The following is a 14,878-nucleotide window of genomic DNA, read 5'->3' as shown; positions in this document are numbered from 1 at the left end:
GAAGAATCTATTCCTATTGAATAAAAAAATCCCCTCGAGAGTGGGGATTTTTTATATAATATTAATTACTTCAATATTCAAAAAAATCTAAATGGAAAATAACGAACTTCACAACATACTTGATGACTATCTTCACAAGATTGTGGCTTTAAATGAAATTATTCCCTCTCAGATTCATTCTGTAATTGAAAATTTTATAAGTACAAATAAAAAATTCAATCAACAACTTGAAGAATGTGGACAACCTTTTACAGATGAAAATGGAGATGCCGGATTTAAGATTAGTTTCAAACATGCTCGTTCAATACATCGGTTAAGTACTAAAAGAAAACAATCTCAACTTGCACTAGAGATATTACCAAAATCTTTTTTGGTTACTTTTGTTTCAGAATATGACTCATTTTTAGGACAACTAAATAAATATATACTGAAACAAAAACCAGAATTACTTAAAGCCGATCAAAAGACAATAACATTTGAAGAGTTAAGCACATTAAATAGTATTGAAGAAGCTCGCGATAAAATTATCAGTCATGAAATTGAAAATCTATTAAGAGATAGTCATTCTAAACAGTTTGATTGGATGGAAAATAAATATAACCTACCGTTAAAAACTGGTTTAAAATCATGGCCACAATTTATAGAATTAACAGAAAGAAGAAATCTTTTTGTACACTGCAACGGTATAATTTCCGAGCAATATATTAAAAAATGTCGTGATGCTAAATTTGATTTAGATAAAGAATCTGAGGCAGGTAAAAAACTTCGCGCAGATAAAAAATATATAAATATTGTTTATAGAACACTTTATGAAATCCCAGTGAAATTAACTCAAGTTTTATGGAGAAAACAATTTCCTAAAGATTTAGAAAAGGCAGATGACAGTTTAAGTAATTTAACTTATGAGTTATTAGTTGATGAAGAATATGAATTAGCATCCATATTATTAGACTTTGCCTGTGATGTATTAAAAAAATGGAGTTCTGAAAGTCAAAGGCTAGTTTTTGTAATAAATAAATCTATATCGTATAAATTCAGTAATAGAAATTTTAATCAAATACTTGATGCTGAAGATTGGTCTGCATGTAAAGACTCTTATCAGTTATGTGCAGCAGTATTAAGAGAGGAATTTGATCTAGCAAAAAGATATATGATTAAAACGGCTTTGTTGCATAAAGATTTTAAAGACTGATCTTTCCTAAGCTGCACAAATTTAAGTGACAACTTGGGTGTGAGGGCGACCTAATTCTGTAAATTTATTTAACACGGCTATACGTGCATGGATTTCATTGACTTGGCTTTGAAAGTTTCTCGAACTGAGTTTATCGCCCAATAATTTGATGCAATGCATCTTAGTTTCGACCAAACTACGTCGATGATAACCAGACCACTTTTTCCACAGCGCTCTTCCTAGATGTTTGACTGTTTTCAATAATTCATTTCTCTCTAAAGATCCCAATTGCTTATCTTTCCATGGCCTTGCATTTTTTCTTGGAGGAATTACGGCATGTGCATGACGATCTGAAATCACTTGTCTACACAATTTCGTGTCATATGCTCCATCGGTATAGACAGAATCAATGCGTTCATCAAATGGGATTTGATTCAGCAGATCACCCAAAACTTGTGAGTCACTGACATTATTTGTTGTGAGCTGTACAGCTCGTATTTGTAAGGTTTTAGCATCTATCCCAATGTGCAGTTTACGCCATTGCCGACGATATTCAGGCTGATGTTTCTTGCGTTTCCATTCACCTTCGCCTAAAAACTTAAAGCCAGTTGAGTCTACCAATAGATGCAGTCCTTCATGACTTTTTTGATAGCTGATCGCAATATCAATCTGCTTTTGTCGTCTGCAAAGTGTGGAATAATCCGGTGCTGTCCAACTTAACCCACTAAGTTGAATAAGGCTTTGCACAAAGCCTGTGACCATACGCAAAGAAAGGCGAAAGATAGATTTGATCATCAAACAGCACTGAATCGCTGTATCAGAATAGGTTTGATTTCTTCCATGCTTAGCTTGTGGCTGAGCATACCATTGAGTCTGAGGATTGAACCAAATTGAAATATTTCCTCGCTTGATTAGAGCTTGGTTATAAGAGGGCCAATTCGTTGTGCGATAGATTTTGGATGCAGGCTTCTTCATTTGGAAATTATATTGCTAAAGAAGCCTTCAGGAATAGCTTTCTGCAACAAAGCCGATTAAAACTGGAAAATCTAAAGAGTTAGATGAAGTATCTTTTTTAGAATGGCCGTGTTTTAGAAATTTTCGTGAGACAGAGCATTTTACAGAAGCATTTATTGAAATTTTTGGGAAACAACCTTCCTATATAGAAAAAAGTATAGAAAGTACAGAAACAGAAACAGAAACAGAAACAGAAACAGAAACAGAAAATGGTACTTTTGTTCAGCCTATTGAAAAGCGTGCTTAAATCCCTCCTAACCTCCCTTTAAAAGGGGGGTATATCACGAATCCAACACCATCATTAAATTCGCGTGAAGTCCCTCTTTTCCAAAGAGGGATTTAGGGAGATTATTCAGCCAAATAATTCAAACAATATTGATAAACTTCTTCCACCACATCATCAATCTGCCCCATCACCTGTCCATTATTAAACCTCAGCACGGTTAAGCCAAGTTGACCCAAAGCTTCATCCCGAATCCGATCTGCTTCGAGTCCATCATCAGTAAAATGCTGACTGCCATCACACTCAATCAACAAATTGGTAGCAGGACAGTAAAAATCTACAATGTAATTCAAAATTGGTTTTTGCCGATAAAACTGCAAATCTAAAATTTGTTTGTTCCGCAGTCGTGCCCATAACAGCTTTTCAGCATCAGTCATATTATTGCGTAAGTCACGCGAGGCTTGTTTTAAATTTTTATTGTAGGGTTTCATTTTTATTCTCTCTTTGAATTTCCCTTAATCCCTCTTTAGAAAAAAAGGGAATATCACGAATCCAAAACCAACATCAAAGTCTCGTGAAGTCCCACTTTACAAAAGGGGGATTTAGGGGGGGATTCTTTTACTACATAGATATACATTAAAAGTAGCCCCATTTCTAACCACTCTATCTCAAACCATCCATATTTACATTTTTAAGTCTGCAAACTTCGCTCATTTCTATGATAATAGACAACAAATTTCTCCCAAATTTAAAATTATTGGTGTTTCAATGAAAAAGTTAATCAACGATGCTGAAAATATCGTGGTCGAAATGTGTAAAGGATTGGTCCTTGCGCATCCTGAACTCAGTTTTAACGAAGCATACAAAATCGTGTCACGCAAAGAAAAACACAATAATGTGGCATTGATCAGCGGTGGTGGTAGCGGTCACGAACCTGCACATGCAGGCTTTGTTGGAACAGGCATGTTAGACGCAGCAGTATGTGGTGATGTATTTGCATCCCCTTCACAGATTCAAGTCTATAAAACCCTACAACAAGTCGCGACTGAAAAAGGCGTCTTGATGATTATCAAAAACTATTCTGGCGATATGATGAATTTCCAGAATGGCGCTGTACTTGCAGCTGAGGATGGTATTCAAGTTGATTACGTTAAAGTGGCCGATGATATTGCCGTCAAAGACAGTCTTTATACCGTCGGCCGTCGAGGTGTAGCAGGAACGGTATTTGTTCATAAAATCGCAGGTGCAGCTGCAACGCAAGGTTTTGTCTTGACGCGTGTGAAAGAAATTGCACAAAAAGCCGCGGACAATGTGACCAGTCTTGGATTTGCTTTTAATTCTTGCACCGTACCTGCCAAAGGTACACCGACGTTCACATTGGCTGAAGATGAAATGGAATATGGCGTCGGCATACACGGCGAACCAGGTATCCGTCGTGAAAAAATTATCCCATCTAAAGAACTCGCTCAACGTATTGTGGATGACCTATTTTTAGATCGTCCTGATTTAAATGAAGTTGCAGTGCTGGTGAATGGTTTTGGCTCTACGCCAATGCAAGAGTTGTATTTGTTCAATCATGATGTATGCCAACACTTGGCAAGCAAAGGCATCAAGATTTACCGTACTTTTGTCGGCAACTATATGACCAGTATTGACATGGCAGGTGCATCTGTCTCCTTGCTTGCTTTAGATGATGAACTCAAAACCTATTTAGATGCCGAAGCACATACGCCTGCCTTTAAAATGGATGGTTCAATAGCACGTCCACTTGAGTTTGCGATCAATGACTGTAAAGCAGAATCAATATTAAATACTCAAATTGAAACCCATGCTGAATATGCCAAAATTGTAGATGAACAATTTAGTATTGAAAATATGCGCTACGTGATTGATGCCATGAGTGCATGTATTATTAAAAATGAAGTGCCATTTTGTGAGCTCGATGCCCACGCAGGTGATGGTGACTTCGGTATGAGCGTGGCAAAAGGTTTTAAACAGCTCAAACGCCAATGGCATGAATTGATGCAGTATGAACGTATGGATGAGTTTTTACTGAATTGCTCAATCATCATTATGGAACATTGTGGTGGTGCTTCAGGTCCTATCTGGGGTTCAGCATTCCGTGCAGCGAGTAAATCGATTCAAGGCAAAACCACGCTTTCAGTTTCAAACTTTGCCACGATGCTCCAAGACGCGGTGAAAGGCATTCAAATCACAGGTGAACGCTCATTTGGTCGTGGTGCTGTTGTCGGTGATAAAACCTTGATCGATGCACTTGTTCCATGTGCGGACTCATGGTCGAGCAATAACGAAAAAAGTTTTAAAGAAAACTTTGTATTAGGTGCTCAAGCCGCTGTGCAAGGTGCAGAGTCAACCAAAGACATCGTTGCTCGCATGGGTCGTGCAGGTACAGTCGGTGATCGTAGCTTAGGCTACCCTGATGCAGGTGCACATGGTCTGGGTGTGATCTTTAGTGATTTAGCTGCACTAATAAAATAAGCCTGAGCATCTAAACCAAACATAAATATAGCCCACCATAAAAGCACTGAACTATTTCGGTGCTTTTATTTAGTTATCAAAGAATTTATTTAAGTATCAAAGAATTAAATCATCGATCAATCTGCCCTCTCAGAACTTCATTCGCTTTATTTAACAATCATCTATATGTAATTTATATTTTAATAATTGGTTATTTTTAAAGATAAATTCAATTGAATCATTACTGTCATCAGATGCTTCTGCATTCAATACATTTGGATTTTCACTGTCTATATATATGTGGTTTTTAAATTTTTTTATGAACTGCAGTTTTTTTAAGTTTGGAGAAATTCGTTCGTTATGAAAAAACAGACTGTTATTTTGAGTCAAATATACCTCCTGAATACTCCCATTTGAAAGCAAGCTAAAGTTTTTGAATTGATATTGATCTGGAAAATTCCCTCCATTGCACTCATCTTCTCCTCCCTTCAAAACCTGAATAGGTTTACCGAATATTTTAGGATTTGCAATCCAATTTTTATAAACCTTGCCTTGAATAATCGGCTCAACAAAATTTTCTGCTGAAGACCATGTCGGAGTGATTAATCCCATAAAAAATGTGACGATGTAAATCATGTTTTTAGATTTCATTCTTATTTTTCTCCATTTCAACTCTTCATTCTTTAGTTTAAATTCTCTAGTCTCAATCACTAGACTTAACCCTTATTTTCATTCATTTATAAATATTAAATTGATCATCCCTTTTAAAATTTTGTTGATTAGATCTCTATTTTAATTCAAAAAAAATCATTAAGCTGCAATAACCTCATCTATTGAAATTCCTTCTCGCGCTGCAAGAAGGTTAATATGAGGATATTCTGACTGTGGTTTTGTTGTGTAAAAAACAACCCACAAAAGAAATCAATTTAAAAGATTTTATGATCTCAAAATTTTCACTTCGGATCTTTCTTCAAAACCTTTTTCAAATATTCCTGCAGGTCTTGTTTTACCACAATTCTTTTTCGACCCTTGCATTGTTCTTCAGTCAAAATGCCTTCCGCATCTAAGACTACAACGTTGTGCCCATCCTCTTTTAAGCGATTTACACCTTCAAACAACATTTTGACACCCACATTATGAATGAGTGAAATATTGGTTAGATCTAGAATAATCGTGTTTTTTGATGCAGGCTCATCTTGCAATATTCTGAGCAGCATTTCCGACTCTGTGAATTGCAATACACCACGCAGTTCATAGACCACGATCGCATTACGCTTACCGATCTGATAGCGATTTTGTACAATCGTTTGAGCCGACGGAGTTCCTTCCATCAAATGAAGCCCCATATCCTGCGAAAGCTGCTCCATAATCTCGATACCACGGGCACTATTGCCATGTTCATCTAGCTTTGGAGAAAACACAGCTAAACCGACTTGCCCGGGTAGTACACCAATGATCCCACCCGCAACACCACTTTTAGCCGGTATACCGACACTGGTGAGCCAATCACCCGCAGCATCATACATACCACACGTCATCATCACGCTCAGCACTTGACGAGCAACATCGCGTTCCAGAATGCGTTTGCCTGTTTTGGCTTGAAGCCCACCATTGGCAAGCACACTTGCCATATTGGCCAAGTCTTTCACGGTTACTTTGATGGCGCACTGATGAATATATCCATGCACAATATCAATAGGATCTTCCTCCAACACACCTACTGTTCTGAGCATGTAACCAATCGATAAATTACGAAATGCGGTATCCAGTTCAGATTGATAAACTTGCTCATCAAATGAAAGCTCACGCCCTGCAAGCTCACTTAAAAAACGACGCAAATGTTCCGCACGTGATACCTTTTTTTTAACAGGAATTAAGGAATGTGTTGTGATTGCACCCGAATTAATCATGGGGTTTTTCGGCAGTTTGTGTTTTGCATCGAGAGAGATTTGATTAAATGCCTCCCCAGAAGGTTCAACACCAACTTTTGCCAAAACTGCACTGATTCCATGATGTTTAAGCGCTAAAGCATACGCAAAAGGCTTAGACATCGACTGAATGGTAAATTCAGTATCATCATCTCCGATTGAGTATATCGTCCCGTCAATGGTTGCCAGTGCGATTGCAAGTTTATTGGGATCTGCAGATGCAAGCTCTGGAATATAATCAGCCAATTGCCCCTGATCATTGCTATTACATTGTGATAAAACATGATTTAAATAATCTGGGACAGGTGTTTTCATTAGCATGGCTCAATGTATTTTTTATATTATTTTTCACCATAATAGATTAAGTTTAAACTACAATAAAAAATGGTTTATGCTGACAAAATGATTACAAATTTAGGAATAAATATAGATTGATAGATCCTGTAAGACAAAGAGCTAACTACGAAAATCATCCTCTATCATGAGATTTTTATTCAGTCTTCAACGCACTTCTAAACCATTAATTTATAAATCCAGCGGCTATATCACTCAGGTACACACTCACAAATTTAATGCTCTAAAATTTTTTTTCTAATTTATCGCTATAAACTTCAACAAGATTTCGTCCTTTTTCTTTTGCTAAGTAAAGCGCCTGATCTGCTTGACGAATAACGTCTTCTTTTCCTAGGCCATATTTAGAAAGCGCAACACCGAAACTGGCTGTGATTTTAATTTCAGTCATCGTATTTAAAACAATAATTTCATTTTCAATTTGAAACCGACATCTTTCTGCGACTTCTAAAACTTCATCTAAATCATTAAAATTTAATATAAAAATAAACTCTTCACCACCAAAGCGTCCGACGATATCATTTTCGCGGGTATTTCGTTTTAATACATTAGCCACTCGCTTGAGAACAATATCACCAGACTCATGTCCATATTGATCATTAATGGCTTTAAAATGATCTAAATCCAGCAAGATTACAGCATATTTTTTTTCTTTAGCTTTTTCTAACCCCGTTAAAACATCAGTAATATGGCGACGATTAAACAGATTGGTTAATGCGTCCATTTTACTGCCTATTTCAAAATGCTTTTCCCGATTGCGCCACTGCGTAAGTAATATTTCAAAAAATAAAATACACACAATCATAATTGGAAGATATAGTTCCGCCATGCTAATCAGCCAAAAATTATTTTGATAGATAATGCTATCGTTTAACTCTTTACTAAATACAGGTGCATAACGAATCGAGCCATTCGAGGTTAAATAACAGGTAATGACCGTGAAAAATAAAATAGGAATAGCGATGCTGTATATAATTTTACGACTATAAAAAACCAAACCGACAAGTACAATGCTGATGAATCCTGCCATCGTTGCAGGACTATAAACACCGATGGTATAACCACTATAAATCATGGTTATCCCAAAAAAAGCGGGACTAAAATATGAGACAAATAGCTTAAACTTTTCGTTGTGTCCAATGACAAAACACAGTCCGAAAACCACGGCAAAAATAACAAAGCAAATACTGACAGATATTAAGCGTTGTATAAAAAAATCTGGATTAATCCAACGATTATTTTCTTCTGAAAAATAGGAAACGAGATACCATTTAATCGCGGCATATTGGCTCATCATCCCGAAAAAGGCGATCAACTTCCCTTTACTATAATCACTCCAATAAATCAGCATGTTATCAGGCTCTTTTAAAAAAGAGCTAACATAGTTTTTTAACCTAATTAAATAAGATTTGAAAAGTTTCAAAAAATTATGTCCTTCTTGTCATTTTGCCACTCTTTATATAAAAACTGAGATGATCTTATTAATTTTAAAACCCCATAACCCCAAGAACTGATTATAACAAAAAGTTTATAATGATCAGTTTTTAAGCACAATACGATCTACAAATAAAATTCCATTTAAATGATCGATTTCATGTTGAACGATTCGGGCAGGAAAGCCTGAAAATGTGTTTTGTATTTTTTCCCCCACAAGATTGTAGTATTGCACTGTAACCTTTTCAGCTCTTAGTACTTGACCCCGTTGACTTTCAACACTTAAGCAACCCTCCTCGCCTAACTGCAAAATATCAGAAAATTCCAATATTTCAGGATTAATCATTTCAATGGCTTCCATCTCTGGTGCATCGGGATAGCGAGGGTTAGGTTTAGAAGCCACAATGATGATTCGTTTGGAAATATAGACCTGTGGTGCTGCAATCCCTACACCATGGCGCGCTATCATTGTTGCTTTCAGAGCTTCTACGCATGAAAAAAGCCATGGGCTGGAAAACTCAGCTTCAGAAACTGCTGTAGCGACAAGATTTAAGATTGGCTCACCACGCTGAGCAACATGAAGTACTGTCATAAAACATCATCTGATCATGGGTTAAATTTTATTTTAGAGTAATTTTCATCCTAATCATAATTTATTATGTTTCAAAATAACCAAGCTTAATCCTTAGAATCAATTAATTAGCTCTAACTATCATCGTCTGGTCAATATTATTCATGGCTTTCAATCATATTCAAATCGTTTTTTAATTCAAAATAATGTCGTACTTGGTTTCGACCACTTTTTTTAGCCAAATAAAGTGCCCGATCTGCGTGCTGAATAACCATTTCTTTCTTTAAGCCAACGGTGGAAACCGCCACACCAAAACTTGCTGTTACTCGTATTGTTTTTTTCTTATCAATCACATAGTGTTCTTTTTCAATTTCTTTACGACAGCGCTCCGCAATATCTAAACATTGTTTTAAGGATTTATTTTTAAGTAGAATAATAAATTCCTCTCCACCAAAGCGCCCAACGATATCTTGTTCCCTTAAAATACTGGATAAAATTTGCGCAACACCAATTAATACCATATCACCAGTATCATGACCATAATTATCATTTATCGATTTAAAATAATCTAAATCTAATAATACCAAGGCATACGGCTGATCTGATGACTCGCATATAGCGAGCTCTAAGCCTATTTTTCGTCGATTAAAAATCTCTGTCAGGGGATCAATCTGACTAATCATTTTGATTTGTTTTTCACGATTACGCCACTGAGTGAGCAATATTTCAAATAAGACAATGGCGACAAAAAAAACAGGAATATATAAATAAAGCTGGCTAAACACCCAAAACTTATTGTGAATCAACACCGATTCATTTAATTCATGACTAAATATTGGTGCATATTCCATTTGGTTGAATGCACTTAATAAAATACTCATCAGTAAATAAAGCACGACAGGAACACAAATCACATAGATAATTTTACGCTCAAAAAGCACCAATCCCACACTAATTAAACTAATAAAACTCGCAATAGTTGCTGGGCTCATCACCCCAATAGCATAACCTACAAACATAAATGTTGAAGCAAAAAATATAATCACCAGATAAGGATAATAAACCTGAATATAATGATTATCCTTTAGATATATACACGGATAGATCAAGATTAAATGTATAAAAGAACAAATCAGTAAATAGGTCAAATTAAAATGAAAATAACTCAGGTTCATCCAATGTTGAAGTGAAGGACTTAATGAAACATAGAGATACCAAAATGACCATAAAAGATGAGCAAGACTACCTGCAATAAGAACAACAATACTCTTATTTAAATTGCTCCAGTTCATGAGCACACTATTTTTCATAAACTGTCTTACGGTACTGGGATGCAATATTTTATTAAGCAAACGCATGATGAATCTTCATCTCACTTTGAACAAACCATACAGTTCTATCGATTTTTAATGTCTGAGCTTTAAGTCTGAATTAGACTTGGAAAATGGAATATTCAAATTTCACGTTTGACATACACATAGACACCAACATTTATTATTGTACAAATTAAAAAACTATCACATCAATTCTCAAAGAATCAAGCAGACCCTTCGAAGTTTTATTTTTAAAATAATCAATTTAGTTTTACTCACTTACTTGTTTCATTTTTGACTATATTTTTTTAATTTCATATGATCCAAAAGTATAATAAACAGATTAGCACTTTAAAAATACGCTGCTCATCATTTTCTTTGAAAGACAACAGTCTACAATCTTTATGATGTTGAATATTAGAAGATGTTAAATATTAAAAGATATTGAATATTAAAAATTTTAGAATTAAAAATTTAAATGTACAGAGACTGTAGCACCGATACTCAAACTTAACTTTCGATTTTTGTATTGAATCACGGCGTCAAATTGCTCTGCACCATCATCCAAACCGCTACAGACCCATGTTGTTCCGACGGGAAACGCATCTAACCAAGGTGCTTTATAAAAATCTGAAACAGAATCAAACTGAAGATAATGTTCGGGATCAGCTTTTATTTTAGCCGCAAGCTGATCGAATTGAGCCAACTTATACGCATTAAAATCAAGCATGAATTGACTCCTTTCAGCTAGTGCTTTAAAGATGTTGATTTTGTAATACTGATTTTATGACGTTGATTTTCTGGTACTACTATTTAGTAGTGATTTAAAATCAACAGGCTTCTTTCAAAAGTCATGATTCACACAACACACTCATCAAGAGCATTCCCTCATTCTAAGCTTCTCCCAGAGGGAGAAGGGGTTTTTACCTATCAAGTATTGCTACTTGAAGCGCATTTTTTGACTTATGAAAAAGATTTAATATTTTCTTTTGAGTCAATATTCTTTTGACTCAATTTTTTTGAACTCAACAGCTGCTTTGTATTTTACTTCTTAGATTCTTTAATAGATTGCAACTAAGAATAAATCATTGTTTAGTCTGTTGTTAAGGCCTTCATGTTTATTTGTTGATTCCAAACCTGAGTCCATTTCCACCAACCAAATCCAGCCAATAAAACAAAAGCTGCATACAGTCCTGCGGTTAAGAACAATGACTTATAAAAAAACATTCCGACATAAACAATATCAACAAAAACCCAAAGTACCCATGTTGCGATATGTTTTCGACTGGTCCAATACGTTGCCAATAAACTAAATGCTGCTAATTGTGAATCTAAAATTGGAAGTGCCGCATCGGTAAAATTTTTTAATAATAATCCAAATATTAGCCCGCCGATTGAGGCTAGAATCATTTGAAAGATCACCTTGGAAGAAGCAATAGATTCAATCTTAATGACATGCTCTACTTTTTTAGTTTTTAACCAAAAATAAAAACCATATGCATTCAAGCTCATAAAAATAAACTGTAAAATCGTTTCTCCATAAAGTTTATATTCATAAAATAAATACGCATAAAGTACAAATGCAATGAAGTTAAAAATCCAGCACCACATATGACGTAGCACCGTCAAACTGACACCGATCACACTGATAATAACTGCGAAAATTTCTAAGGATGACATCAGATTCTTCTTATAAAAAATATTTCACCATTATGAAAACTCAAAAAATAAACACAAGTCAGAATTATCAAAATTAACTATATATTTATCCATTAAAAAAATTTTAATTTGAAAATTTTCTCTTCTCACTCTATTTTTAAATTTCCTTTTCTATGAGCTACTTCAAATCGATCACAACAAAGCTAAGTTTTTAACCAGCCTAAAGAAAATATCAATCTCCTCATTAAACTCATCAGTTTTGACCTCAGCCCTCAACTGGTTTAAAAATAGTCATATCCCGCTCAGGAATATATGGAGAAAGACAATGACGGAGCAAACAGGTGGAGTCAGTCGTGAAATACGTGGTCATCTTTATCTTTTAGGGCTCAATAGGAGCAGTAAGCGTAACGCTTTCGATAGCCATATGATTCACGACTTATCATTAGCATTGACTGAATATGAAGATAATCCAGAATTAAGATGCGCTGTTATTTTTGCGCATGGTGAGCATTTTACAGCTGGACTCGATTTAGTTGAATTACAACCTAAGATGTCTTCAGGTATCTTTCCTTCAGATCCAAACTTAATCAATCCTTGGGGTACTTCAGGACGCCCACGTAAAAAACCCGTTGTGGTTGCTGTTCAAGGATATTGTTATACAGCGGGCATTGAACTGATGCTGAATGCTGATATAGCCATTGCGCACGACAAAACGTCTTTTGCTCAACTTGAAGTATTACGCGGTATTTTACCTTTTGGGGGTGCAACCTCTCGCTTTATTAAAGCCGCGGGCTGGAACGCTGCAATGCGCTATCTATTAACAGGTGATTCTTTCGATGCCCCTACTGCATTAGAGATGAATTTAATTTATGAAATCACTCAAGAAAACCCTCTAGATCGTGCCATTGAACTGGCAGAAAGAATTGCTCAAGCAGCGCCACTGGCAGTCCAAGCCACAATCGCTGCCGCAAAAGATGCCGCACAGTTAGGTGAAATTCAAGCTTTTGAAAATCTTAATCAACATCTTATGCCATTACTCTGCACTGAAGATGTCCAAGAAGGTGTCATGGCCATGATCGGACGAAGAGCAGCACAATTTAGAGGCAAGTAAGGAATCGGTTCAATTCTAAGACATTAAAAACATCCCTTTTCATTCAAGGAATAAAAAGAACATGCACAATCAAAATTTCCAAGAAACAGAAAATCATACCTCAGTCGTTCAGTTCAAAGCACTCGATGACTATCCATTGTCTGGTATACGTTATTTTCCAACGTATACAAAAGCCAAAATAATTTTAACGGCTGCTACTGGTGTACCACAGCCCTTTTATCGTCGCTTTGCAGAATATGCCACTGCACAAGGATTCGATGTGCTCACCTTTGATTATCGCGGTGTAGGTGCATCTGCACCTGTACATTTAAAAGGGTTTAAAATGTCTTATCTCGACTGGGGAAGTTTAGATCTCGCCGGTGCAATTGAATATCACCATGACGAAAATCTGCCCCTTTTTATCGTTGGACACTCCTATGGCGGGCAAGCATTAGGACTTGCTCCAAACCATAACAAAGTCAGCGCAATGTATTGTTTCGGTACGGGTGCAGGTTGGGCTGGATATATGCCATTTAAAGAGAAATTTAAAGTTACAGTGATGTGGAATATTATATTTCCACCTCTTGTTGCCTTAAATGGATATTTACCTTGGAGCAAGTTAAATATGGGTGCAGATCTACCTTTAGATGTCTATAAACAATGGCGTAGATGGTGTAAAAATCCAACATACTTCTTTGCTGATCCTGAACTACAACATCTCAAAGAACGTTATGCACAAGTCAAATCAAAAATTTATGCGGTATCAGCACTGGATGATGACTGGGCATTACCAGATTCCAGAAGAGCATTTATGCAACATTATAAAAATGCTGAAATGTGTTTCATCGATCTTTCTGCTGCTGACTATGGTTTAAAAGAAATTGGTCATATGGGATATTTCCGCAAAGGATCGGAAAAAATTTGGGATAATATGTTCCTTACTTTTAATACTTTAATTTAACGATTTAGCTTATTTAACTAATGCGTACATTTAACCAATGTGTTGATTTAAAAAATTTGATATCGACGAAGTATCATTAATTAAGGTTTATGTTTATTCATTGCAATTTAGAATTTTCAGTAAAATGCTTTTATCTGAATAATTGGTGTTTTATTAGTTACTTAATGGGAAGTTTTAAAGTCTAACTTATGCTCTACACCATCGGCATCAACATGAGTATAAAAAACACCATACTTACTGGCGTAGTACTCTAAGGATTGGTCTTGATACGCCCAATAAATAGACCACTCACCTAAATCAAACTGTTTTATTTCCGTTTGAGTTTGAGATGGCATTTTATTTAGAAAGTCAGCCTGAATTTTGCCAGCATGTTGCTGTTCTTTTTTTTGAATTTTTTTTTCGAATAACTGTTTCGCAACATCGTCAAAAAGCTTGATATCACTTGGATCATGGTTAATTTCAGGAAGAGGTGCAGGCAAAGTGGCAGCTTCTTTGACTTTGAATAAGCGTGATAAATCAAACTTCTTATGATTCATTAATGTACTTGTACTATTCTGAATGACAAATCGCCATAAACAATAGATAAAGATGCAGCATAAAATAAGAATAATAAGCTTCATAAGATTTTCTCAATTCTAAAAAATATTTAAAAATCAGCATATTAAAATAAAAATAATTGAAATTA

General features: G+C 35.6%; 14 protein-coding genes. 4 read left to right on the top strand and 10 right to left on the bottom strand.

All coding sequences use genetic code 11. The features are described 5' to 3' along the window. The first annotated feature begins 91 nt into the window (after window positions 1–91). The gene (locus tag V5M36_RS03680; protein ID WP_338562128.1) at window positions 92–1,192 is read left to right on the top strand and encodes a hypothetical protein; all 1,101 of its coding nucleotides are present in this window, start codon (window positions 92–94) and stop codon (window positions 1,190–1,192) included. Window positions 1,193–1,213: 21 nt separating this feature from the next. Here V5M36_RS03680 and V5M36_RS03675 read toward each other — a convergent pair whose 3' ends face one another. Both V5M36_RS03675 and V5M36_RS03670 read right to left on the bottom strand, forming a co-directional pair. Then, window positions 1,214–2,146 (bottom strand): IS5 family transposase, encoded by a 933-nt coding sequence (locus tag V5M36_RS03675; protein WP_338559561.1) that lies wholly within the window; start codon window positions 2,144–2,146, stop codon window positions 1,214–1,216. Between the two features lie 387 nt (window positions 2,147–2,533). Next, entirely contained in the window at window positions 2,534–2,899 is a 366-nt protein-coding gene (locus tag V5M36_RS03670; protein WP_338562126.1) for an endonuclease domain-containing protein, read from the bottom strand. A 277-nt stretch (window positions 2,900–3,176) separates the two neighbouring features. Here V5M36_RS03670 and dhaK point away from each other — a divergent pair, with 277 nt between their 5' ends. Then, window positions 3,177–4,907 carry a dihydroxyacetone kinase subunit DhaK gene (gene dhaK, locus V5M36_RS03665; protein WP_338562123.1) on the top strand — a complete coding sequence of 577 codons (1,731 nt, stop codon included), beginning with the start codon at window positions 3,177–3,179 and terminating at the stop codon, window positions 4,905–4,907. A 150-nt stretch (window positions 4,908–5,057) separates the two neighbouring features. Here dhaK and V5M36_RS03660 read toward each other — a convergent pair whose 3' ends face one another. The 7 genes from V5M36_RS03660 to pnuC form a co-directional block, all read right to left on the bottom strand. Beyond that, a complete protein-coding gene (locus tag V5M36_RS03660) occupies window positions 5,058–5,537 on the bottom strand; it encodes a hypothetical protein (protein ID WP_338562120.1) in 480 nt (159 codons plus the stop codon). 302 nt (window positions 5,538–5,839) lie between these two features. After that, window positions 5,840–7,129 carry a glutaminase gene (locus V5M36_RS03655; protein WP_338562118.1) on the bottom strand — a complete coding sequence of 430 codons (1,290 nt, stop codon included), beginning with the start codon at window positions 7,127–7,129 and terminating at the stop codon, window positions 5,840–5,842. Window positions 7,130–7,391: 262 nt separating this feature from the next. Beyond that, window positions 7,392–8,516, bottom strand: coding sequence for a GGDEF domain-containing protein (locus V5M36_RS03650; protein ID WP_338562116.1), 1,125 nt, complete (start codon window positions 8,514–8,516; stop codon window positions 7,392–7,394). 186 nt (window positions 8,517–8,702) lie between these two features. Continuing rightward, window positions 8,703–9,191, bottom strand: a complete 489-nt coding sequence (gene def, locus V5M36_RS03645; RefSeq protein WP_338562114.1) for a peptide deformylase — start codon at window positions 9,189–9,191, stop codon at window positions 8,703–8,705. A 137-nt stretch (window positions 9,192–9,328) separates the two neighbouring features. Then, on the bottom strand, window positions 9,329–10,528 hold the full coding sequence (locus V5M36_RS03640; protein WP_338562112.1) for a GGDEF domain-containing protein: 1,200 nt from the start codon (window positions 10,526–10,528) through the stop codon (window positions 9,329–9,331). 421 nt (window positions 10,529–10,949) lie between these two features. Next, on the bottom strand, window positions 10,950–11,213 hold the full coding sequence (locus tag V5M36_RS03635; RefSeq protein WP_338562110.1) for a hypothetical protein: 264 nt from the start codon (window positions 11,211–11,213) through the stop codon (window positions 10,950–10,952). Between the two features lie 362 nt (window positions 11,214–11,575). Beyond that, window positions 11,576–12,163, bottom strand: a complete 588-nt coding sequence (gene pnuC / locus V5M36_RS03630) for a nicotinamide riboside transporter PnuC (protein WP_338562108.1) — start codon at window positions 12,161–12,163, stop codon at window positions 11,576–11,578. Window positions 12,164–12,467: 304 nt separating this feature from the next. On the opposite strand from pnuC, the gene V5M36_RS03625 reads away from it, so the two are divergent. Together V5M36_RS03625 and V5M36_RS03620 are read left to right on the top strand one after the other, a co-directional pair. Next, entirely contained in the window at window positions 12,468–13,253 is a 786-nt protein-coding gene (locus V5M36_RS03625; RefSeq protein WP_338562106.1) for a crotonase/enoyl-CoA hydratase family protein, read from the top strand. Between the two features lie 61 nt (window positions 13,254–13,314). Beyond that, window positions 13,315–14,193 (top strand): alpha/beta hydrolase family protein, encoded by an 879-nt coding sequence (locus V5M36_RS03620; protein ID WP_338562105.1) that lies wholly within the window; start codon window positions 13,315–13,317, stop codon window positions 14,191–14,193. 161 nt (window positions 14,194–14,354) lie between these two features. Here the strand turns inward: V5M36_RS03620 and V5M36_RS03615 are convergent, their stop codons facing one another. After that, window positions 14,355–14,729, bottom strand: a complete 375-nt coding sequence (locus V5M36_RS03615; RefSeq protein ID WP_338562103.1) for a hypothetical protein — start codon at window positions 14,727–14,729, stop codon at window positions 14,355–14,357. Between the last annotated feature and the right edge of the window lie 149 nt (window positions 14,730–14,878).

Source organism: Acinetobacter sp. KS-LM10, assembly GCF_036896575.1.
In the GTDB taxonomy this organism is placed as follows: domain Bacteria; phylum Pseudomonadota; class Gammaproteobacteria; order Pseudomonadales; family Moraxellaceae; genus Acinetobacter; species Acinetobacter avistercoris.
The sequence above is the reverse complement of the archived record's forward strand: the minus strand, read 5'-3'. Positions and strand labels throughout refer to the sequence as shown.

Coding starts and splice junctions, on each gene's coding strand:
- V5M36_RS03680 (WP_338562128.1), top strand. CDS start 92: ATGGAAAATAACGAACTTCACAACATACTTGATGACTATCTTCACAAG.
- V5M36_RS03675 (WP_338559561.1), bottom strand. CDS start 2,146: ATGAAGAAGCCTGCATCCAAAATCTATCGCACAACGAATTGGCCCTCT.
- V5M36_RS03670 (WP_338562126.1), bottom strand. CDS start 2,899: ATGAAACCCTACAATAAAAATTTAAAACAAGCCTCGCGTGACTTACGC.
- dhaK (WP_338562123.1), top strand. CDS start 3,177: ATGAAAAAGTTAATCAACGATGCTGAAAATATCGTGGTCGAAATGTGT.
- V5M36_RS03660 (WP_338562120.1), bottom strand. CDS start 5,537: ATGAAATCTAAAAACATGATTTACATCGTCACATTTTTTATGGGATTA.
- V5M36_RS03655 (WP_338562118.1), bottom strand. CDS start 7,129: ATGAAAACACCTGTCCCAGATTATTTAAATCATGTTTTATCACAATGT.
- V5M36_RS03650 (WP_338562116.1), bottom strand. CDS start 8,516: ATGCTGATTTATTGGAGTGATTATAGTAAAGGGAAGTTGATCGCCTTT.
- def (WP_338562114.1), bottom strand. CDS start 9,191: ATGACAGTACTTCATGTTGCTCAGCGTGGTGAGCCAATCTTAAATCTT.
- V5M36_RS03640 (WP_338562112.1), bottom strand. CDS start 10,528: ATGCGTTTGCTTAATAAAATATTGCATCCCAGTACCGTAAGACAGTTT.
- V5M36_RS03635 (WP_338562110.1), bottom strand. CDS start 11,213: ATGCTTGATTTTAATGCGTATAAGTTGGCTCAATTCGATCAGCTTGCG.
- pnuC (WP_338562108.1), bottom strand. CDS start 12,163: ATGTCATCCTTAGAAATTTTCGCAGTTATTATCAGTGTGATCGGTGTC.
- V5M36_RS03625 (WP_338562106.1), top strand. CDS start 12,468: ATGACGGAGCAAACAGGTGGAGTCAGTCGTGAAATACGTGGTCATCTT.
- V5M36_RS03620 (WP_338562105.1), top strand. CDS start 13,315: ATGCACAATCAAAATTTCCAAGAAACAGAAAATCATACCTCAGTCGTT.
- V5M36_RS03615 (WP_338562103.1), bottom strand. CDS start 14,729: ATGAATCATAAGAAGTTTGATTTATCACGCTTATTCAAAGTCAAAGAA.